Consider the following 19,583-nt stretch of genomic DNA (forward strand, 5'->3'; position numbering starts at 1 on the left):
AAACTGGGAAAGGTGCGCAGGTCTGGCGCTATTGGGCTCACCCCAACGGAACTGAGTGGACGGCGTACGTGAAGAAGTGGGGCGGCCTCCAGCATATCGGGGAACATTGCAGCATAATTCCAGGCACAAAAATCTTAGATCCAGCCTATGTCTGGTTGGGTGACAACGTTCATTTCTCGGCATGCGCTCTGATTGGTCATGATGGATCCATCGCAATGTTGAACAGAGCGTTCAACACGTCGCTGGAAGCAGTCGGTCCGATTATTATCCATGACAACGTCTTCATCGGCTATGGTGCCGTCATCCTGCCTGGCGTAACAATCGGTGCGAACAGCATCATCGCCGCAGGCGCGGTTGTTTCGAAGGATGTGCTAGAGAACTCCGTTGTAGGTGGGGTCCCCGCCCGAAAAATCCGAGGTACGGATGAGCTAGTCAAGCAGTATGAGTCAGACTTGGAGTCCCTTCCTTGGTCCGGTCTGATTCGTGAACGCGGAGTGAAGGGGTATGACGAAAGGTTAGAAGCAGAACTCATCTCGCAAAGAGTCGCTCATTTTTTTGGGAAGGACAAGAGCTCAAGGGAGACCCCGTGATGGCTTGGCGGGGAGTCACGCTGAGCGAGTGCGGACAGACGGGTCGGCGGTGACGGGGACGCGCCGCGCCGTCTGGCGCTTTACTGACTCGCCGGCGATCTTAGTAGTAGCGCGTGTCAGTGGCCTAGCACTGGGCTTATTGTCCGCACCCTTGTTGGCCAGAGGTCTGTCGGTTGATGACCGTGGCACTTTCGCTGCAACGGCAGCCTGCCTGGCCGTTATCCCCGTTCTTGTAGGTTTGGGCCTCCCGACTGCAGTGCGACGCCTTGTTGCGGGAGGAGCTGAGGCGGCAGCTGTTTTGGGTTCCGCGCGTATCTTGATAGCCATCGCGAGTGTCTTTAGTATCCTCCTAGGATGGCTTGCGGGGAGAACCTTGCTACCTGGCTTAACGGGCGCCGAGCATTGGGCGCTACTGGGTGCTTCCGCCTTAAGCGTTTTTCAAATCTCTTGGGTATGCGAGGCCACGTCGCTTTCCGCCCAACAGAAATTTCGCAAGCTGGCAATCGTGAACCTTCTCCAACAGATCGTATTCGTATCAAGCGTGGCGACGCTATTTTGCTTCGGGGAGTTGTCGCTACTGAGGGCAATTTTGTCGTTCAGTTTTGCTACGGTGATTACCGCGGCGGCGGCGCCCTCGATCGCACGGACTGGCCTTCGCCTGTCGCCCAGATTCGCTAAGCAACTTGCGCGTGACGGGCTTCGCTACACCGGGAGCGAAATTGTTGAGGTCGCGAACAATCGACTCGACCAAGTGTTGATGCTGCCCGTGATCGGGGCTATCCAGGCGGGGTACTACGCGGTGGCAGTAACTCTGTCATCTCTACTAGTTGGTGTCGGGCAGAGCTTTGCTGCCGGATCTTTTAAGCAGTTTATGCAGGACCCCTTTGGCACAGCGGAGATTAGGCGTACGTTGAGCACTGCAACCCTAGTGAGTCTTCTTGGCGCGGCCATGCTCACCTGCATCGCGCCGTTCGCAATCCCCTTGGTTTTCTCGAGTGCTTATCGAGAGGCAACGCCGGTTAGCCTTGTATCTCTGATTGGAGCCTTCACTGTGGTGCCCTCCTCCGTAGGCGCAGCGCTCATGCTCGCAAGGGATCGCGCGCGAGCTTTGATGCTTTGTCAGTCAACCGGACTCGCCTGCGGGATTGGAACACTTTATGTTCTAGGGCCTCCGTTTGGAGCAACGGGAGCCGCCGCGGCTTCGACCCTGGGGTACATAGCCGCTGCCATTGCCATATTCTGGAGTCTTCGGGTTCCAGTGCGATGTTGGATCCCGTCGCCGGCGACGTTCAGATCGGGAATATCCGTGTTCGTCTACGGAAGGTAGATCCTAAAAATGGTGGGGCAAGCAAGTAGCGGAGTCACTACCGTTTGTATCGTTGTCAATTACTTCTCTTCGACAATGATTGAGCGCTGCCTTGAGGCGATGCTGACAGAACTCCCGAACCGCATAGTCATCTACGACAATAGTTGTGACGAGTCAGAGTACCAAAATCTTGAAAGACTCAAACTCGGGTATCATAACCTGGAGGTTTTGCGTGGTGCGAAGAATCTGGGATTCGGGGCGGGCGTTAACGCTGCGATAGGCCACACCGCGCAATACGAACCATGCATCTTCTGGGTGCTTAATCCAGACGCTGTCCCACAACCTGGTTGCCTGAATGCGTTGCAAGAAGCGGTCGAGGCAAATGAGATGTGCCTTGTGTCATCAGTCGTATCATTTGGAGAAACCCCAACCGCGGATCAGAGTATTTGGTTTTATCGTGGCGGCTATGATCTGATCGCTGGAAAGGTATGGCACGACGATTTCCGCGCTCCTCTTAACAAAATGCTCGAAAGTCAACCCAAAACCTGGACGACGCCTTTCCTCCCAGGAACTTCGTTCGCTACCAATCTTGAGACGTGGGAGCGTCTTGGAGGTTTTCGGGAAGACCTATTTCTTTACTGGGAAGATGTCGAGCTGTGCGAAAGAGCGCAGAAGTCGAGTATCAAGACGCTTGTAGCCCGTGATGCTCTCGTATGGCACGGAGAGGGTGGGACAACAAATTTTGGCGAGGATGGCCACAGTAAGACTTACTATTACTGGATGAACAAGAATAGGTATGTGATTTCAGGTACACACAGCGGGCGCAAGTTTGTCGGCAACCCTGCGGTTGCATGGGAGACTTTCAAATGTATCTCCCGCCCCCTTTTGACTCCGCAGAAAGATCGATTAGGGAAGACCTGGTCGGCCATTCGCGGCACCAAAGACGGAATAATGGCACTGCTGTGGCCGCCAAGGCCATCCGAAGTAAGCAAGTAATTACGGAGGAGATCGCGCGAGTTGGGACTGGATCATATGAAGATACTGCAGATTGTGACTCAACTTGAGCGGGCAGGGGCTCAGACTTTCGCTGCCTGGCTGGAAAAGACCTTATCTGAGCCCGGTGCGGGGGTTTCCGCACAAACAAGATTCTTTTACCTTAAGCAAGAGAGCGATCTCTTCTCGGCCGTCAACTGCTATGTTAAAGGGAAGCCATCGAAGCCGGGTCAATTAATAGAAATGTTGCGGCTGTTTCGTCGAGATGTGAGCAGCTGCGATATTACCATTTGCCACACTCATTACTCGATAGCCCTTACGTATTTAATCTTAATGACCATACCTCGCAAGCGTCGGCCCAGTGTAATTTCCGTTCATCATTGGCCGCTTGACAGGTATCCTAATTGGGTGCAAGCGCTTCTAAGGTTCCGTTGGCTGCGTCCAAGAAGAGTTATCGAGGTGTCCGTCGCCGACGACCTAGTCGAAGGAAGCACGGTGATCTACAACCCGGTCCCTCGCGGCGAGAGCTTGCGTGACAGCGGTGCTGGGGTACTCGGCCCCAGTTTTGACCTTATTGCTGTCGCTCGCCACAGCCATGAGAAGGGTCTAGATACGCTCATCAATGCACTTGGGCGTCTACCGGATCGTCACCTGACGCTCTTCGGATCGGGAGCATTGACTGAGGACCTCGTAAAGCTCGCGCAGAACACTGGCGTCGCTTCTAGGGTGACTTTCGCTGGGTCACGACCGCGCCCCGATGTCCTGGGGGCAATGTCGCGATGCCGCACTCTCGTCATGCCTTCAAGATGGGAGGCCATGCCGATGTCTCTCTTGGAGGCGGTTTCCGTTGACTCCCCCATAGTATTAAGCGATATTGCCGCCCACCAGCGATTTATTGAATTTGGTGCAGGCGTGCCATTCAGAGTTGACGATGACGTCGACCTCGCCAATGCGATAGAAGCGTGTGGCCGGGCGGTGGTCCAGGCGCAACTGGTTAATGGTCGGAGCAGGCTTCGGGCGGAGCAGTCAGAGTCTGTAATTGGGCGGTCCTGGCTGTCACTGGTGAAGTCGCAAGGTGGGGTGGCGTGATGTCCCTCCAAAGAGGTCCCAAGTATCTGTACTACACTTTCGTGGCAATCGCCGTTTTCCTTGTGGGCATTCTTGTAGGAAGAAGTGCGCTTGGAGTTGTTCTCTTCGTACTGCTTGGCGCAGTGTTTCTGCTGTTGCTATTGCGGCCGATGCTCTGGTTCCACGTCACTCTCGTCTCGGCGTTCTTGGCGAGCCCGACATTGTTCCCGTATGGCTTACCCATTGGGGTCACCGTCTATGTATATGAACTGACCTTGGCGGGCAGTCTCATATTCGGGCTGCTTCTGCTGCGGCGACCTAAACATGCAAGCACATCTATGCCATGGGTGATTGAAAACAAACAGGTCACTACTTCTTTGAAGCTCTACTGGACGCCAATGGTTGCAGTGGTAATATTTGGCGTACTAAGTGGACTAATTAGAGGCTACGACAAGTTTGAAGTGCTAGGCGATATGCGCACCACATATGATGTTGCTGGCGGTGCTGCATTCGTTGTTTTAGCCGCAAGGTTGGGCTTCCTCAGGAAGCTAGGCCAGACCTGGCTGTACGTCATGATTGCTTCTGCCCTCCTGATTACTCTTTCGAGCGCGACGGGGTTCCCTCTGAATGGCCGTTCGCTGAGCGCCCAACTCTATCGGGCTGGAGGTGGGATGCTTGGTGCCCAAGCAAGTGCCAATCGTATTCTTACACCTACGACCGCCGCAGCCCTCGCAACTCTAGCTTTTATTGTTGCCGCCTCTGTGCGAGGTGTGCGCATTCCATATTCACAGAGCCTTCTGCGAGTGGCGACGATTGCTTGCATTTTGATTTCATTCTTCAGTTTCTCGCGGAATGCTCTTCTTGCGCTTGGGGCGTCACTGCTGACGGCTACTCTAGTGTGTCTCATTTCAGGTAAGTTCAAGATCGTCTTGAGGGCCAGCATGCGGGTGACGCTCATTGCCGTCGGAACGCTGGCAACATTTGCTGCGTTTGCTTTTTTGCCCCTGGGAAACTCTTTCGTTGGTGCTCAGATCTCCGCCTACTCAGAGAGAGTGGTAGATGGTCTGTCGCCTTCGTCGCGGGCTGATGACTCATCTACCCAGGATCGCTTGCAGGAGGATCGTTACATGGCAGCAGGTATCCGACAGCATTCGATTGTTGGATCAGGCTTCGGGTTTGCCTACAAACCTGCCATGGGTCCTGCAAATGAGTTTGCTGCCGACCAAGGCCGTTTCTATGCTCATAATTTCCATCTGTGGGTTCTACTCAAGACGGGAGTATTAGGTCTCGGCGCGTGGACTTTGCTGAACCTAGGTCTGACCGTTAGAGCGATGATGGGTTGGGATAGCGGACTTGGTGTTGCGCTGGCGGGAACCTCGGTGGCCTTTCTTGCCGTTATGGCAGTTTCTCCCACGCCTTTGGACTTCCCGGGATCGCTGTTATATGGGCTTCTTGTTGGCCTCCTCTTGATAGTTGGGAATCGAGGGAAGTCGACGCTTCCAATGGTTCGTGCTCGTTCGTCGCAGCTGGCTAGGTTGTAGAACTTCTTTTGAAATGATGTGCCGTGTGTTGGCTCTTCGTGTTCGGGAGTCCAAGCGGTGTTGCCCCGGTAATGAGGCAGAGGTCGAGGTCTGCGGGAGCGGGTAAGTCTCACGCCAGCCGCCGAGAGGACCTCGACGTCTTCGACGCTTAGTACTGCAGCCGTAGATCGTTACTGAGCGTGGGACCCGATGACCAGCAGGAACGGTCGCCGCGCCAGCATCGGTAGGTGTGTGGACTACTGACGAAAACGCGACGACCGCATGGCCAGCGTAGGAGTGGCCGCCTTCGCGCGGCACCTGGACGACCTCGGGAGGCGGATCGCTGAGCATGCTGCGCGGCCCGAGACCCGTGAGCGGATCCCGAAGGTCATCGCCGCACTCGCCGCGGACCTGCCGACCAAGAACGCCTGGACGATCGCCGAGCACGCCGGGGAAGACGACCCCCACGGAGTGCAGCACCTGCTGAACCGGGCCTCCTGGGATGAGGACGTCGCCAGCGAACAGCTGGCCGGCTTCATCGCCGACTACCTCGCCGACCCAGACGCGATCCTGATCGGCGATGAGACCGGGGACATCAAGAAGGGCACGGCCACCGTCGGGGTACAGCGCCAGTACACCGGCACCGCGGGTAGGACCGAGAACGCCCAGGTCGCGGTGTACCTGGCCTACGCCACACCTCGCGGTCACGCCCTGGTCGACCGGGAGGTGTACCTGCCGGCCTCCTGGACCGAGGACCGGGGACGGTGTGAGCGGGCCGGTGTGCCGCAGGAGGTGGATTTCGCCACCAAGCCGACGCTGCTGGGCGACATGGTCGAACGCGCCCTGGCCGGCGGCCTGCCGGCCTCGTGGGTGACGGCCGATGAGGCCTACGGCGGGGACCCGAAGCTGGCCAGGCGCCTGGAAACCCTGTCCGATGCGCGCGTCCAGGACGACGAGCAGGGCCTGGGGTACGTGCTGGCGATCTCCGCCACGCGCAAGGTGCCGATCACCGCGACGACGTCGCGGCCCGCGTCGCGGGTGGCAGCTGACCTGCCCAAGCGGTCCTGGCAGAGGCGCTCGGCCGGCGCTGGTGCGCACGGTCAGCGGGTGTACGAGTGGGCCCAGGTGGACCTGCACCCGCGGATCACCGAGAAGCCGAACTCCGCGCCACGGGTCGGTGGCAAGGACGGGCGGCCGACGCACTCGAAGGCGTGGGCGGCGATGCTGGAACGCACCACCGAGCGTGCCCGGGCCCGCGGGCATCGGTGGTGGCTGCTGGTGCGCCGCAACCCCAGAACCGGCGAGATGGCGTACTACTTGGCCTTCGCGCCGAGGCCGGTGCCGCTGGCGGCGTTGGTGGCGGTGGCGGGGCGGCGCTGGGCGATCGAGGAGTCCTTCCAGGCGTCCAAGGGTCTGACCGGCCTGGATGAGCACCAGGTGCGCCGGTGGACTTCCTGGCGGAGGTGGACGTTGCTGGTGATGGCCGCCCACGCGGTGCTGGCGATCGCGACGCTGACCGCCAGGGCCCGCGACCGTGACGTCGCTCGACGTGAGGGACTGATCCCGTTGACGTGCGCGGAGATCCGCCGGCTGGTCGTCGCTGCGGCACATCGCGTGGTCGAGGTGGCCTTCATCGAGGCCTGGTCCTACTGGAGACGCCGGCACCAAGACAGAGCCCGGACCAGCCACTACGCCGCCCGGGGGCAGGTCCCGCCGACGAAATGATCTACGGCTGCAGTACTAAGAACGTCGAAAGTCAGCGGACGGTGTCGCCGAGGGCGGCCGCGGGGTTCTGCGCCAGCCAGGTCGCGGCATCGTCGTCCTTGAGAGAGGCCCATAGGGGCGCACCGGCGGCCTGGTCCAGGTAGACGACGGACGCGGAGCCCTCCCTGCCCGTGGCGGGGTTGGCCAGGGGAGCGGTGAGGAAGGCGACCTTGTCTCGCTGGAGGCCGCGCATGTCCCATGCGAGGGAGACGAGCTGGGTGTCGCCGAGGCCGTCGTCGGTGCGCACCCAGGCGGCGACCTCGCGGACCACGGAGGCAGCGCGGATCGGGTCCTGCAGCAGCCCCTTGCCCGCGACTCCCTTGAGCACCGCGCGGATCCAGTTCTGCTGGCGGTGCATCCTGTCGAAGTCTCCGCTGGGCAGGGTCTTGCGCTGGCGCACGTACTCCAGGGCCTGCTCGCCGGTCATGGTGGAGCAGCCGGCGGGCACGGTGCCGATGCCGTCCGTGACGGTCTGCGGCACGCAGATGTCCACGCCGCCCAGGGCGTCGGTGATGTGGGCGAAGCCGACGAAGTCGATGGCGACCACGTGGTCGATGCGCAGCCCGGTGAGCTGCTCCACGGTGTGCACCGCCAGCGGGGCGCCGCCGTAGCTGTACGCCGCGTTGATCTTCGTGGTGCCGTAGCCGGGCACCGGTACCCAGGAGTCGCGGGGGATCGAGATGAACTGGGCGTTGGTGCGGTCGGCGGACAGGTGCAGCACCGCGAGGACGTCGGAGCGCTGGCCGCCGCGCGTCCAGTCGTCGGTGTCGCCGTCGGAGGCGCGGCTGTCCGAGCCGATCACCAGGATGTTCATCGGGCTGGCGGGCGCACTGGGAGCAGATGGTGCGGCGGTGGGGCGGTCGGCGGCGGGGATCGCCGCGAAGGGGTCGCCGAGGTGCTGGACGGTCGTCGCCGACCGTGCGAGCTGGACGGCGGTGACCGCTCCGGTGACGACCAGCACGAGCGCCATGAGCATGACCATGACGCGACCACGGGTGCGGCCTCGCGGCTTCGGCGTGGGCGGCCTGGACTCGAAGAGGTCGTCGAGGTCCGGGCGTGGTCCGAGGACCCCGTTCATGCGTCCCCCGCGCGGTGACTGGTCTGTGGTGGTTCATCCGGTGTGCCGGACCGTGTCGATGGTGCCGCATCGCGGGTGCGCCTGACCGGGATCTGATCGAAGTCGTCGCGTGGGTTGGCCGGTGGTTCGGTTGGCAGGATGCCCCGATGCCCGCAGAGTTCCGCCCCTCGCTCCTGGTCGCGCTGCTCGTAGGGCTCGCCCTCCTCGCGCTCGCTCTCCAGTGCGCCGCGGTGCTGGTGCAGCACCCCGTGCCGCACGGGGCGTGGCGGGTGGGGCTCAGCGCCGTCGTCGTCACCGGGGTGTGGTGGTTGCTGAACGGACCGTTGGAAGGCCCGACGCTCGTCTTCATCACCTACGGGCACGGACTGACGCTCGGAGACGTCATTGGTGTGCCCGCGCTCCTGCTCGGTGGAGTCGTACTCGCCCTCTCCGTCCCTGCGCCGGCCTGACGTCCGGCAGGGCGGCGTCAGCGACGCTGTTGCGAGGCCAGCAGGGCCACCGTGAAGGCGGTCGCGCCCTGCAGCGTGGTCGGGTCCGTGCCGGTCAGCTCCCGGATGCGCGACAGGCGGTGCCGCACCGAGTTGACGTGCAGGTACTGAGACCTGGCGACGCTCACCAGCGAGCCGTCGGCGGCGAGGAAGGCGCGCAGGGTGTCGAGCAGGCCGGAGTCGCGGCGGCGGTCCGCCTCGGCGAGGGGACGCAGCAGCGCGTCGACGAACGGCGCGAGCACCTCCGGCGGCTGCCCCGCCACGAGCGCGGCGAGCGTGGCCCTGCCGCGGGCCGCGCCGATGGCCTCGGCGGCCTGCGCGGTGAGCGCGGCGGCCAGCTCGGCGCGGGCGCGCCGCAGGGCGGCGCCCAGCTCGCGCCACGGCGTGGGCCCGACCGCACCCCACGGCACGTCGAGCTCGTCAGCGATGGTGGCGAGGTCGAGGTCGTCGGAGGTCACCAGCAGCACCGCCTCGCCCTCGGTGGCCAGGAGGTGCGGCGCGGCGGCCACGGCCAGCGCCAGGTCGCGCGCGGCGCCGAGCGGCCACGCGGAGGCCCTCAGGTGGGCGCGCCCCAGGCCGGCGTCCACGAGCGCCGGCAGCATCGCCTCGGGCGCCAGCTGCCCCTCGGTGAGCAGCTCCAGCAGCTGCCCGGCCCGGCCACCCGCCACCGCGGCCCGCACCCGCAGCGAGGCCAGGTGCTCGGTGAGCCCCATGAACGGGGTGCCCGGCCCGGCCACCAGCAGCGCCAGGCCGTGCGCGGCGCACCCGGCGAGGAGGGCCGGCGGCACCTCGGCGTGCACGTCACCCACCCCGAAGCAGACCCCCACCGACCCCGCACCGCCCACGGCGGCGGTGAAGGCGGCGCACGCGTCGTCGTCGTCCAGCGCCTGGCCGACGGTGCAGACCAGCTCCCCACCGCGCAGGTAGGGGGAGGGGTCCACCAGCTCGGTGGCGTGCGCCCAGCGCACCGCCGCGCCCGCGACGCCCGGCAGCAGCGCGGTGAGCCCCAGCGACGGCTCGGCCACCAGCTCCGCGACGGTCGGCCCGGTGTCCTCCGCGGCCTGCCCGCCGGCGCCGGCACTCCTCAGCACCCGCAGCACGCTACGGCCCGTCCGGGCTGATCAGAGCGCACCCGTTGGAGGTTCCTCCAACCGCCGCCACCGCGCTGGGGGTGGGCACGACGTCAGCGGCCAGGGGGTGTCGCTGCGGCGGGTGTCGGGCCACGGTGACCACACACCCCGCCCGACCAGCACGTGCAGGAGGTCACCGTGAGCACCACCGCCACGCCCCCCATCGGCTCAGCTCCTGCCACCGAGCTCAAGCGCGAGTTCACGCTGTGGAGCTCGTTCGCCTTCGCCTTCGCCTTCATCAGCCCGATCGTGGCGCTGTACGGCATCTTCGGCCTGGCCATCAGCACCGCCGGGCCTGCCTTCTGGTGGACCTTCCTCATCGTCTTCGGCGGGCAGCTGCTCGTGGCCCTCGTCTTCGCGGTGCTGGTCTCCCGCTGGCCCCTGGAGGGCTCGATCTACCAGTGGTCGCGCGGCCTGCTCGGCACCGGGTACGGCTGGTTCGCCGGCTGGGCCTACCTGCTGACCCTGGTCATCGCCATGACCACCGTCGCCCTCGGCGCCGCCGGCTTCGTGGCGGACATCGTCGGGCTGCCCTCGGCCACCAGCGGCCAGAAGGCGCTCATCGCCCTCGCCATCCTCGTGGCCGGCACCCTGCTCAACCTCGTCGGCCGGGTGGCGCTGAAGGTGTTCCTCACCGCCTCCATCGCCGCCGAGGTCGTCGGCTCGCTCGGCCTGGGCACCTGGCTGCTGCTCTTCCACCGCGAGCAGCCGGTCAGCGCGCTGCTGCACGGCATCAGCACCGACGGCGGGGGACCGGCCTACCTGGCCCTGTCCGGCCCGTTCCTCGTGGCCATGGGCTACGTCGCCTTCTCCTTCGTCGGCTTCGAGAGCGCGGGCTCCATCGCCGAGGAGGTCCGCGAGCCCCGGCGCGACGTCCCCCGCGCGGTGATCCTCAGCCTGACGCTCATCGCCGCCGTCGTCATGTACTCCGCCGCCGCGATCATCCTGGCCATCCCCGACCTCGACGCCGTGCTCGACGGCACCGACGGAGACCCGGTCTCCTCCACGCTCACCACGCAGCTCGGCGCGGGGGTCGCCACCCCGGTGGAGGTCCTCTTCGTCATCGGCTTCCTCGCTTCCTTCCTCGCGCTGCAGACCTCCGCCAGCCGCGTGGTGTGGGCCTACGCCCGCGATCGCGCCCTGCCCGGCGGCCGGGTGCTCTCCCGCCTCTCGCCCGGCACGGCGCAGCCCTCGGTGGCGCTGCTGCTGGTCTCCGGCGTCGGCGCGCTCCTGCTGCTGCTCAGCCTCGTGGCCGGCGACGTCTACACCCTGATGATCAACTTCACGACCGGCGGGTTCTACGTCGCCTTCCTCTTCCCCCTGCTCGGCTTCGTGGTGGTGCAGCTGCGCGGCCGCTGGCGCGCCGGGCCCTTCACCCTCGGGCGCGGCACGCTGCCGGTCTCGGTGGTCGCGGCGGTGTGGGCGCTGTTCCAGCTCTTCAACATCGCCTGGCCGCGCCCGGTCAACGAGCAGCGCTGGCTCGACTGGTCGGTGTGGATCGCCGTGGGGATCTTCGCCGTCATCGGCGCCGCCCTCTACGCATCCGTGCGCCGCCACGTGGCCCCCGCGGCCACCCCTGACGAGGAGGCCGCCGCGGTCGCCCACGAGGGGGCGGGACGATGACCGGCGTGGACGGACGCGTCGCCCTGGTCACCGGAGCGGCCTCCGGCATCGGCGCCGCCTGCGCAGCGTCGCTCAGCGCCCGCGGGTGGCGCGTGGCGGGCCTCGACCTCGCGGCGCTGCCCGACGGGTCGCCCTGCGCGGTCGGCGTCGCCGTCGACATCGCCGACCCCGCCGCCGTCCGCGCCGCCGTCGACCACGTCGTGCTGCAGCTGGGACCGGTGGAGGCCGCCGTGCACGCCGCCGGCCACTACGCCGAGATCCCCTTCGAGCAGACCACCACCGAGCAGCTGCACCGCATGCTGCGCGTGCACCTCGGCGGCGCGCTGCACGTGCTGCAGGCCGTGCTGCCCGGCATGGTCGAGCGGGGCGACGGCGCCGTCGTGGCCATCAGCAGCGAGCTCGCCGTCGGCGGGGGCGGCGCCGGAGACGCCGCGTACTCCGCCGCCAAGGGCGCCGTGCTCGGCCTGGTCCGCAGCACCGCCGCCGAGGTGGCACCGCACGGGGTGCGCGTCAACGCCGTCGCTCCCGGCCCCACCGACACCCCGCTGCTCGCCCCCGACTCCCCGTGGCGCGCCCCCGACTACCTCGCCACCCTCCCCACCCGGCGCCTCACGACACCGCAGGAGGTGGCGCGCTGCGCCGTGTGGCTCCTCGAGGAGGGCACCTACGCCGTCGGCGAGGTCCTCAACCCCAACTCCGGAGCGGTGATCTGACGTGACCGCCACCAGCAGCCCCAGCGCCCCGGCCGACAGCCGCGGCAGGGTCGCCCTCGTCACCGGCGCCGCCGGCGGCATGGGCGGCGCGCACGCCCGGCGCCTGGCCGCCGACGGCTGCACCCTCGCCGTCGCCGACCGCACCCTCACGCCCGCGCTGCAGGCGCTCGCCGACGAGGTCGGGGGAGCGGCCTTCGCCGCCGACCTCGCCGACCCCACCGCCCCGGCGGCCCTCGTCGCGCAGGTGCGCGAGCGCCTCGGCGACGTCGACGTGCTCGTCGCCAACCACGCCCACATGACCATGGGGCCCACCGCCACCGTGGCGCCCGCGGACTTCTGGTCCGTGGTCGACGTCAACCTCGCCGCCACCTTCGCCCTCGTCCAGGCCGTGCTGCCGGGCATGGAGCGGCGCGGGGGCGGGCGCGTCATCGTCGTCGCCAGCGAGTGGGGCCTGACCGGCTGGCCGGAGGCCGCCGCCTACGCCGCCTCCAAGGCCGGCCTCGTGGCGCTGGTGAAGACCCTCGGGCGCGAGCTCGGCCCGCGCGGGGTGCTGGTCAACGCCGTCGCGCCCGGCGTCATCGACACCCCGCAGCTGTCCGTCGACGCCGCCGCGGCGGGGGTGAGCGACGAGCAGGTCCGCGCCGACTACGCCGCCGTGACGCCGCTGCGCCGCATCGGCGCGCCCGAGGAGGTGGCGGCAGCGGTGTCGCTGCTGGCCGACCCCGCCCTCGGCGCGGTGGTCGGGCAGGTGCTGCAGGTCAACGGCGGGACGACGAGGGGACGAGCATGAGCGCAGACGCACCGGGGACGACGGCGGCTGCACGGCCAGCGGAGCAGCCGCCCGTGGGGCAGGTCGACGCCACGGTGGTGCCCCGCTACGCCGGGCTCACCACCTTCGCGCGGCTGCCGCGCCGCGAGGACGTGCCCGCCCACGACGTCGCCGTGCTGGGCGTGCCCTTCGACGCCGGCGTCACCTACCGGCCCGGCGCCCGGTTCGGCCCGAGCGCCATCCGCGAGGCCAGCCGCCTGCTCAAGCCGTACAACCCCGCGCAGGACGCCGCCCCCTTCGCGCTGGCGCAGGTGGTGGACGCCGGCGACGTCGCCGCCAACCCCTTCGACCTCACCGAGGCGCTGGCGTCGGTCGAGGCCGCGGTGCACGACCTCACCGACGACGGTCGCTCCGTGGTGCTGCTCGGCGGTGACCACACCATCGCCCTGCCGTCGCTGCGGGCCCTGGCCCGGCGCCACGGCCCGCTCGCGCTGGTGCACTTCGACGCCCACCTCGACACCTGGGACACCTACTTCGGCGCGCCGTGCACCCACGGCACCCCGTTTCGCCGGGCCTCGGAGGAGGGCCTGCTGGTCAAGGACCGCTCCGCCCACGTGGGCATCCGCGGCTCCCTGTACGACCGCGCCGACCTCCTCGACGACGCCGTGCTCGGCTTCACCGCCATCCACTCCCGCGACGTCGACGACATCGGCGTGCGTGGCATCGTCGAGCGGGTGCGCCAGCGCGTGGGCGACCACCCCGTCTACATCAGCGTGGACATCGACGTGCTCGACCCGGCCTTCGCGCCCGGCACCGGCACCCCCGAGGCGGGCGGCCTGACCAGCCGCGAGCTGCTGGCCGTGCTGCGCGGCCTCGCCGACCTGCCGCTGGTCGGCGCGGACGTGGTGGAGGTGTCCCCGGCCTACGACCACGCCGAGGTCACCGCCGTGGCGGCGGCGAACGTCGCGTACGAGCTGGTCACCGCTCTGGCCCTGAGGTCTGCGGCCCTGCAGAAGGCGGCCCGGCGGTGAGCCGGCTGCCCCCGCCGCTGCCCTGGCCCGGTGGGGCACGCGCCGCGGCGTCGTTCACCTTCGACCTCGACGCGGAGTCGGGCCTGCTGTGGGAGTCCTCCGCGGTGGCCGCGCGCGCCAGCGTCATCACCCACCAGTCCTACGGCCCGCTGGTGGGGCTGCCGCGCCTGCTCGACCTGCTGGAGCGCCACCGCGTCCGCTCCACGTTCTTCGTGCCGGGGTGGACGGCCGAGCGCTACCCCGGCGCCGTGCGCGACGTCGTGGCCGCCGGCCACGAGGTCGGCCACCACGGCTACCTCCACGAGCAGCCCTCCGCCCTCACCGCCGAGCAGGAGGCGACCGCGCTCGACAGGGGCCTGGAGGCGCTGGAGGCCGTGGCCGGGGTCCGGCCCGTCGGCTACCGCGCGCCCATGTGGGACGCCTCCTGGCGGACGGCCTCGCTGCTGGCCGAGCGCGGCTTCCTCTACGACTCCTCCCTCATGGACGCCGACACCCCCTACGAGCTGGCGGTGCCGGCTGGCGACGGGGACGACGACGGCCAGCCGACGTCGTCGTCCATCGTCGAGGTGCCGATCCACTGGGCCCTGGACGACTGGGAGCGCTACGCCTACCTGCCCGACCTCGTGGGCAGCGGCCTCATCGAGGCGCCGGCCGTGGCGCGGGCGGTCTGGGAGGCCGAGCTGGACGGGCTGCGCGACGCGGGCGGGTGCTGGGTGCTGACCTGCCACCCCTTCCTGTCGGGGCGTCCGGGCCGGGCGATGGAGCTGGGGCGGCTCATCGAGCGGGTGGTCGGCATGGACGACGTGTGGCTGGCGCCGCTGGAGGACGTCGCGCGGCACGTGCGGTCGCTGGGCCTGCCGCCGCGGACGCTCACCCCGCCGCAGGTCTGAGCGGGGAAGCTCTCTCGCCGGCGCCACTCACTGCTACCGCGGGCCGGTACTGCGTCGGCACCGTGCAGGGGCCGGCAACCTTCGACCGCCAGGTCGCTCGTGGACGCGGACTACTCCGTTCGGGTGAACTTCGAGTCGCGAGAAACGCTGCCTTGTGCAGGGGCTCTGCACGCGCGTTCGACTGTCGGTGGTGGTCTCTAGCGTCAGCTGCATGACCTGGACCGGCTCCGAGGCGCCCCATGGAGGCGCCTCCGACGCTGCCGGTCTGGGCGGCGGAGGTGGCTGGATCCCCGAGCGGCTGCCGCCCGGGGCACTCGGCGCCGACACCCGCTCCGCGGACCACGGCGACGTCGATGGCGCGCTCTTCGCCGACCTGCCCCCGCTGCCGCTGACCGGCCCACTGGCCGACGCCCTGTCCGCCGCCCGCACCGCGGCGGAGAGCGCCGCGCAGGCTTCGTGCTACCTGGCCTCCACTGAGCCCGATCAGCGCCTCGATGCTCTGCGTCAGACCGCCACCACCCGCGACCTGCTCGACGCGACGCTGCTGCGGCTGGTCAGCTCCTTCACCCCCGAGCAGGTCCGTGCCGTCGGGGCGACGTCGCTGACCGATCTCGTGCTCACCCACACCGGAGCAGACCCGAAGCGAGCAGCCACCGAGGTCAGGCTCGCCACCGCACTCACCGCCCCCGTGACACCCGTCTCCGCAGACGACGGCCCTGACGGTGTCGATGGCCATGGCGCACCCGACGGCGCTGGCGGCCCCTCGGCCGGGTCCTCCGCCGTGGCCCTGGGACGGGTGGGAGCCGCCCATGCTGCGGGGGAGCTGTCCACCGACGTCGCGGCCCTGGCCCAGCGCACCGTCGCAGACCTGCCCGCTCGCGTGCGCCGCGAGCAGGGCACCCACGCTGACGCCTCCCTGGCTGAGCTGCTGCCGGGCCTGACCCACGCGCAGGCGCGCATCGTGTGCACCACCCTGGCCCACCGGCTCGACCCGGACCGCGCCGACCGCGGCTTCGACCCCGACGACATCGACAAGCGCAACCTGACCATCACCGTCCACGCCGACGGCAGCGTCGACATCCGCGGCCACTTCGACCCCGTTGCCGGCGCGGCGATCAAGGCCGCCATCGACCACCACTCCAAGCCCGACCCCACCGTGCACGCGCCCCTCGCCGACCAGCAGGAGCCGCTGCCCGGCCTGGACACCGACCGCACCGCAGGACGTGGCGACGGCGACGGCGATGCCGGCACCCGGGAGACCACCGAGCGAGTGCCGCCGAAGGCCGGCGTGCCCGTGCGTGATCCGCGCACCGCAGGGCAGCGCCGCGCCGATGCGCTGAGTCACCTGGTCCGCTCCGGGGTCGCCGGTGACCACACCCGCTCCACCGAGGGCGCCCGCGTCATCGTCACCACCACCGATGCCGCCCTGCGCGGAGAGGCGGGCGCCGAGCCCGCCCACTGCGAAACCACTGATCGGCCGCTGACCACCGCCCAGCTGCGGGTGGTGGCCTGCTCCGGAACCCTTCAGGCCGTCCGCCTCTCGTGCGAGGGTGCCGACGCGTCGGCGCTGTCGCTGGGGCGGGCAGTGCGCCTGTTCAGCGCCGGTCAGCGCCGGGCGATGCTCGCCCGTGACGGCGGGTGCGCGATCCCCGGCTGCACCGCCCCGCCCGGGTGGCTCGAGGCCCACCACGTGCACGAGTGGGTGGCGGGTGGGCCCACCGACGTGGACTGGGGCGTGCTGCTGTGCACCCGCCACCACGTGCTCGTCACCCTGGGCATCTGGGCGGTCCGCATGGTGGACGGGGTCCCGCACGTCCGACCACCACGCGCCGTCGACCCCTTGCAGCGGTGGGTGCTCAACCCTCGCCGGGGGCTACGGCAGCGGACGCTCGACCGCGTCGGTGCATCCGGCTGCGGATCTCCGCCGCCCGGGCGATCGTCATCGCCACCGGGCGCGGCGCCTTCACCACCTGGAGTGCCGCTCGGTCTGTTCGATCCACCGGAGCCGCCCGTCGACGCGGGCTGCCCCGACATCCCCTCGCGCCACGGCACCTGCGGCTGCTGACGGACGCCGTCCCGACTCCCCACCGCTCTCTCCCCGCCGGGGGACACGGTCGAGGCCCTCCCCAGCGGGGAGCGGGTCCCCGTCGGTGTGCGCCAACGGCCCGCTGCCGCGACACCGGCCGTGTTCGCCGGGCTCGCCGTGGAGAGGGACGGCGAGCGGGTGGTCGTGCCAGGTGAGCTGCTCGCCGTGGTGCAGGCGGGCGTCGAGATGGCGGTCATCGTCTCGCGGAAGCACCGCTGATCTCCGAGGCGCCAGCTGTGGCAGGCGTGACGCAGCAACCCGTGCGGGACGCGAGGGGCCGGACCTGACCCGAGTTCCACGTTGCTGCTGGTCGCGCTGAGAAACCGAGCGTGTCGAACGCGTTTCATCCTGCCCCGGACGGGGGATCATGGAGGTGTGCTCGTCGTCGCGCTCATCGCCGCTTGGTGTCTCCTCGCTGGGATCTTCGCGCTGGTGATCGGACGGGCCCTCGCCGTCTCGGGCAAGAGCGACAGGTGGCGCCACGGCCACCGCGAGACCCGCGACCTCCGCAAGCTGCACCCCGTCCCTCTGATGGTGCCGCGGCAGGCGACCTCCGATGAGGAGCGCACCGCGGCGTGACCGGCCGCCGGGCCCGCGCACAGGGTCTGGCGCGAAAGCCCCGCGACACGCGTCGCTCTGAGTGGCTGAGCGCTCACTGCGGGTGCATCGTTGGCGCATGGTCGCTGGCGCCCTGGTCATGGCGTGGATCGTCGTGTCCGCGCTGGCTGCTGTCCTCGTCGGAGCGGCCATCCACGTGGCGGACGCGAACGCCCGCCGGCAGCGGAGCGCGGAGCCCTTCCACCTGCCCTGACGGGCTCGCAGCGAGCTCCCAGCCCGATGGGAGTGTGCGCTGGGCCGCCGGGGGAAACCTCCTCGCATGGTCACGTGGATCGCTTCTGCTGCACTGGTCTGGCTCGTCGTCGCGGCAGCGGCTGCCGTGCTCATCGGGCGTGGGCTCACCACCTGCGAGGCGCGCGAGCGCCTGGCGGAGCCGGCAGCGGAGCCGCAGCCGGTGACCCACCGCCCGGCCCCGCGCCCGCGGCCCCGTGGCAGCCACCACCTGACGGGAGTGAGCCGCGTCGTCGTCCCCCAGCCGGTGTACAGCCACCGCTGAGCCGTTCAGCCGCCTCCCAGGCGGTGTTCACCGAGTGTTGGAGATCGACCCCTAGGAATGGCCTCGTGGACATCTGGTTGCTCGCCGTGCTGATCGCCTGGCTCCCCGTCTCCGTCGCGCTGGCGCTGCTGGTCGGCCGCAGCCTTGCGCACGCCGAGCGGCGGGAGCGGGTGCTCCACAAGCCCCGCGCCGGCCACCGCGCGCCGGTGGTCACCATCACCACCGCGCCCCGCCACCCCCACGTGCACGTCCAGCACGGGCACGCCCACAGCGCCCGCCGGCACGACGACCAGCGCCTCGCCTCCTGAGCACCGCTCCTACCGGCTCGACCTGCTGCCGGTGGTGACGGCCCCCGCGCCCTCGGAGGCCCGCCGGGCTGGTTGAGTGATCCGCGTGCGGGTGAGCGTGGTGATCACGAACTTCGACTACGCGCACTTCCTCCCCGACGCCCTCGACAGCGCCCTGGCCCTCGACTGGCCCGACGTCGAGGTGGTCGTCGTCGACAACGGCTCCACCGACCGCTCCTGGGACGTCATCTCCCGCTACGGAGACCGCGTCATCGCTCTGAGCACCGCTCATGGTCAGCAGCGGGAGGCTGCCAACGCCGGCTTCGCCAAGAGCTCCGGTGACGTGGTGGTGTTCCTCGACGCCGACGACGTCCTCCCACCCGAGACCGCACGCCGCGTGGTCACCGCCCTGGGACCCCGCACCAGCAAGGTGCAGCTGCAGATGCAGCGCTTCGACGCCACCGGCCGCCGCACCGGCGGCCCCTTCCCGCGCTACCGCCCGCCGCCGTCGCCCTCCGCGGTCCGCCACTGGACGACGACGACGTCGGCCTACCCGACCCCGCCCGGCTCCGGCAACGCCTACGCCCGCTGGTTCCTCGAGCGGATCCTGCCCGCGGGCCCCGAGGCCGGCGACTTCCTCGACTCCGCCTGCCTGGCCAGCGCCCCGCTCCACGGCGACGTGGTCAGCCTGCCCGGGGTGCTGGTCGGCTACCGGCAGCACCCCGGGCAGGACAGCGCCCTGCTGGCCGACCCCACCCGCGTCTCCCGCGAGGTCGAGCGGGCGCGGGTGCGCTGGAGGTTCGCGCAGCGCTCCGCCGGGCTGGCGGCCCCCGACGGACCCGTCGACGAGGCGCCGCTGTTCCGCAGCCGCGAGCTGCTGCAGTTCCGCTCCGCCGCCGCCCGCCTCACCCCGGCCGAGCCCGGCCTGCCGGGCGACTCGCGCCGACGGCGCCTGGCCGACGCGCTGCGGTCGCCGGCGTGGCCCGGACCCGAGCCCCTGGGTGACCGGCTGGCCATCGCCGCGTGGGCGCTGCTCGTGCAGACCGTGCCGGACGCACTGGTCAGGCCGCTGCTGCGGCTGCGCTACGCCCCGGCGGTCCGCCGCGCGACGGGCACCTGGTTCGGCCGCTGAC

General features: G+C 68.7%; 20 protein-coding genes. 18 read left to right on the top strand and 2 right to left on the bottom strand.

The window, feature by feature from the left end; translation table 11 throughout:
- The first annotated feature begins 68 nt into the window (after nt 1-68).
- The 6 genes from FMM08_RS09360 to FMM08_RS09385 all read left to right on the top strand — a co-directional run bounded on the left by FMM08_RS09360 (nt 69) and on the right by FMM08_RS09385 (nt 7,202).
- Entirely contained in the window at nt 69-590 is a 522-nt protein-coding gene (locus tag FMM08_RS09360; protein ID WP_255472214.1) for an acyltransferase, read from the top strand.
- A 49-nt stretch (nt 591-639) separates the two neighbouring features.
- Nucleotides 640-1,917 (top strand): lipopolysaccharide biosynthesis protein, encoded by a 1,278-nt coding sequence (locus tag FMM08_RS24085; protein WP_187279655.1) that lies wholly within the window; start codon nt 640-642, stop codon nt 1,915-1,917.
- A 12-nt stretch (nt 1,918-1,929) separates the two neighbouring features.
- Nucleotides 1,930-2,892 (top strand): glycosyltransferase family 2 protein, encoded by a 963-nt coding sequence (locus FMM08_RS09370; RefSeq protein ID WP_222710602.1) that lies wholly within the window; start codon nt 1,930-1,932, stop codon nt 2,890-2,892.
- Between the two features lie 330 nt (nt 2,893-3,222).
- Nucleotides 3,223-3,978, top strand: coding sequence for a glycosyltransferase (locus FMM08_RS24090; protein WP_369431700.1), 756 nt, complete (start codon nt 3,223-3,225; stop codon nt 3,976-3,978).
- 41 nt (nt 3,979-4,019) lie between these two features.
- Nucleotides 4,020-5,498, top strand: coding sequence for an O-antigen ligase family protein (locus FMM08_RS09380; RefSeq protein ID WP_187279657.1), 1,479 nt, complete (start codon nt 4,020-4,022; stop codon nt 5,496-5,498).
- A gap of 276 nt (nt 5,499-5,774) precedes the next feature.
- Entirely contained in the window at nt 5,775-7,202 is a 1,428-nt protein-coding gene (locus tag FMM08_RS09385; protein ID WP_439653556.1) for an IS701 family transposase, read from the top strand.
- A 31-nt stretch (nt 7,203-7,233) separates the two neighbouring features.
- Here the strand turns inward: FMM08_RS09385 and FMM08_RS09390 are convergent, their stop codons facing one another.
- Nucleotides 7,234-8,211 carry an LCP family protein gene (locus FMM08_RS09390; protein WP_187279658.1) on the bottom strand — a complete coding sequence of 326 codons (978 nt, stop codon included), beginning with the start codon at nt 8,209-8,211 and terminating at the stop codon, nt 7,234-7,236.
- 254 nt (nt 8,212-8,465) lie between these two features.
- Here FMM08_RS09390 and FMM08_RS09395 point away from each other — a divergent pair, with 254 nt between their 5' ends.
- On the top strand, nt 8,466-8,768 hold the full coding sequence (locus FMM08_RS09395; protein ID WP_147926114.1) for a hypothetical protein: 303 nt from the start codon (nt 8,466-8,468) through the stop codon (nt 8,766-8,768).
- A gap of 17 nt (nt 8,769-8,785) precedes the next feature.
- Here FMM08_RS09395 and FMM08_RS09400 read toward each other — a convergent pair whose 3' ends face one another.
- Complete coding sequence (locus tag FMM08_RS09400; protein WP_187279659.1) at nt 8,786-9,898, bottom strand: PucR family transcriptional regulator ligand-binding domain-containing protein; 1,113 nt, start codon at nt 9,896-9,898, stop codon at nt 8,786-8,788.
- 177 nt (nt 9,899-10,075) lie between these two features.
- On the opposite strand from FMM08_RS09400, the gene FMM08_RS09405 reads away from it, so the two are divergent.
- From FMM08_RS09405 to FMM08_RS09450, 11 genes are all read left to right on the top strand, one after another.
- Entirely contained in the window at nt 10,076-11,560 is a 1,485-nt protein-coding gene (locus FMM08_RS09405; protein ID WP_222710604.1) for an amino acid permease, read from the top strand.
- On the top strand, nt 11,557-12,273 hold the full coding sequence (locus tag FMM08_RS09410; RefSeq protein ID WP_147926116.1) for an SDR family NAD(P)-dependent oxidoreductase: 717 nt from the start codon (nt 11,557-11,559) through the stop codon (nt 12,271-12,273). The genes FMM08_RS09405 and FMM08_RS09410 overlap by 4 nt, the downstream gene beginning before the upstream one ends.
- A gap of 1 nt (nt 12,274) precedes the next feature.
- On the top strand, nt 12,275-13,063 hold the full coding sequence (locus tag FMM08_RS09415) for an SDR family NAD(P)-dependent oxidoreductase (RefSeq protein ID WP_222710606.1): 789 nt from the start codon (nt 12,275-12,277) through the stop codon (nt 13,061-13,063).
- A complete protein-coding gene (gene speB / locus FMM08_RS09420) occupies nt 13,060-14,073 on the top strand; it encodes an agmatinase (protein WP_147926117.1) in 1,014 nt (337 codons plus the stop codon). Before FMM08_RS09415 ends, speB begins: the two co-directional genes overlap by 4 nt.
- Nucleotides 14,070-14,963, top strand: a complete 894-nt coding sequence (locus tag FMM08_RS09425) for a polysaccharide deacetylase family protein (protein WP_222710607.1) — start codon at nt 14,070-14,072, stop codon at nt 14,961-14,963. Before speB ends, FMM08_RS09425 begins: the two co-directional genes overlap by 4 nt.
- 211 nt (nt 14,964-15,174) lie before the next feature.
- On the top strand, nt 15,175-17,028 hold the full coding sequence (locus FMM08_RS09430; RefSeq protein WP_147926118.1) for an HNH endonuclease signature motif containing protein: 1,854 nt from the start codon (nt 15,175-15,177) through the stop codon (nt 17,026-17,028).
- Nucleotides 17,029-17,424: 396 nt separating this feature from the next.
- Entirely contained in the window at nt 17,425-17,628 is a 204-nt protein-coding gene (locus FMM08_RS09435) for a hypothetical protein (protein WP_147926119.1), read from the top strand.
- Between the two features lie 97 nt (nt 17,629-17,725).
- Nucleotides 17,726-17,860 carry a hypothetical protein gene (locus tag FMM08_RS23610; RefSeq protein ID WP_255472217.1) on the top strand — a complete coding sequence of 45 codons (135 nt, stop codon included), beginning with the start codon at nt 17,726-17,728 and terminating at the stop codon, nt 17,858-17,860.
- A 66-nt stretch (nt 17,861-17,926) separates the two neighbouring features.
- Nucleotides 17,927-18,163, top strand: a complete 237-nt coding sequence (locus FMM08_RS09440; RefSeq protein ID WP_147926120.1) for a hypothetical protein — start codon at nt 17,927-17,929, stop codon at nt 18,161-18,163.
- A gap of 65 nt (nt 18,164-18,228) precedes the next feature.
- Nucleotides 18,229-18,471 carry a hypothetical protein gene (locus FMM08_RS09445; protein WP_147926121.1) on the top strand — a complete coding sequence of 81 codons (243 nt, stop codon included), beginning with the start codon at nt 18,229-18,231 and terminating at the stop codon, nt 18,469-18,471.
- A gap of 91 nt (nt 18,472-18,562) precedes the next feature.
- Entirely contained in the window at nt 18,563-19,582 is a 1,020-nt protein-coding gene (locus tag FMM08_RS09450; protein ID WP_222710608.1) for a glycosyltransferase family 2 protein, read from the top strand.
- The last annotated feature ends 1 nt before the right edge of the window (nt 19,583 follow it).

It is taken from the genome of Quadrisphaera setariae (genome assembly GCF_008041935.1).
GTDB lineage: Bacteria > Actinomycetota > Actinomycetes > Actinomycetales > Quadrisphaeraceae > Quadrisphaera > Quadrisphaera setariae.

Coding starts and splice junctions, on each gene's coding strand:
- speB (WP_147926117.1), top strand. CDS start 13,060: ATGAGCGCAGACGCACCGGGGACGACGGCGGCTGCACGGCCAGCGGAG.
- FMM08_RS23610 (WP_255472217.1), top strand. CDS start 17,726: ATGGTCGCTGGCGCCCTGGTCATGGCGTGGATCGTCGTGTCCGCGCTG.
- FMM08_RS09390 (WP_187279658.1), bottom strand. CDS start 8,211: ATGGCGCTCGTGCTGGTCGTCACCGGAGCGGTCACCGCCGTCCAGCTC.
- FMM08_RS09410 (WP_147926116.1), top strand. CDS start 11,557: ATGACCGGCGTGGACGGACGCGTCGCCCTGGTCACCGGAGCGGCCTCC.
- FMM08_RS24090 (WP_369431700.1), top strand. CDS start 3,223: ATGACCATACCTCGCAAGCGTCGGCCCAGTGTAATTTCCGTTCATCAT.
- FMM08_RS09440 (WP_147926120.1), top strand. CDS start 17,927: ATGGTCACGTGGATCGCTTCTGCTGCACTGGTCTGGCTCGTCGTCGCG.
- FMM08_RS09430 (WP_147926118.1), top strand. CDS start 15,175: ATGACCTGGACCGGCTCCGAGGCGCCCCATGGAGGCGCCTCCGACGCT.
- FMM08_RS09395 (WP_147926114.1), top strand. CDS start 8,466: ATGCCCGCAGAGTTCCGCCCCTCGCTCCTGGTCGCGCTGCTCGTAGGG.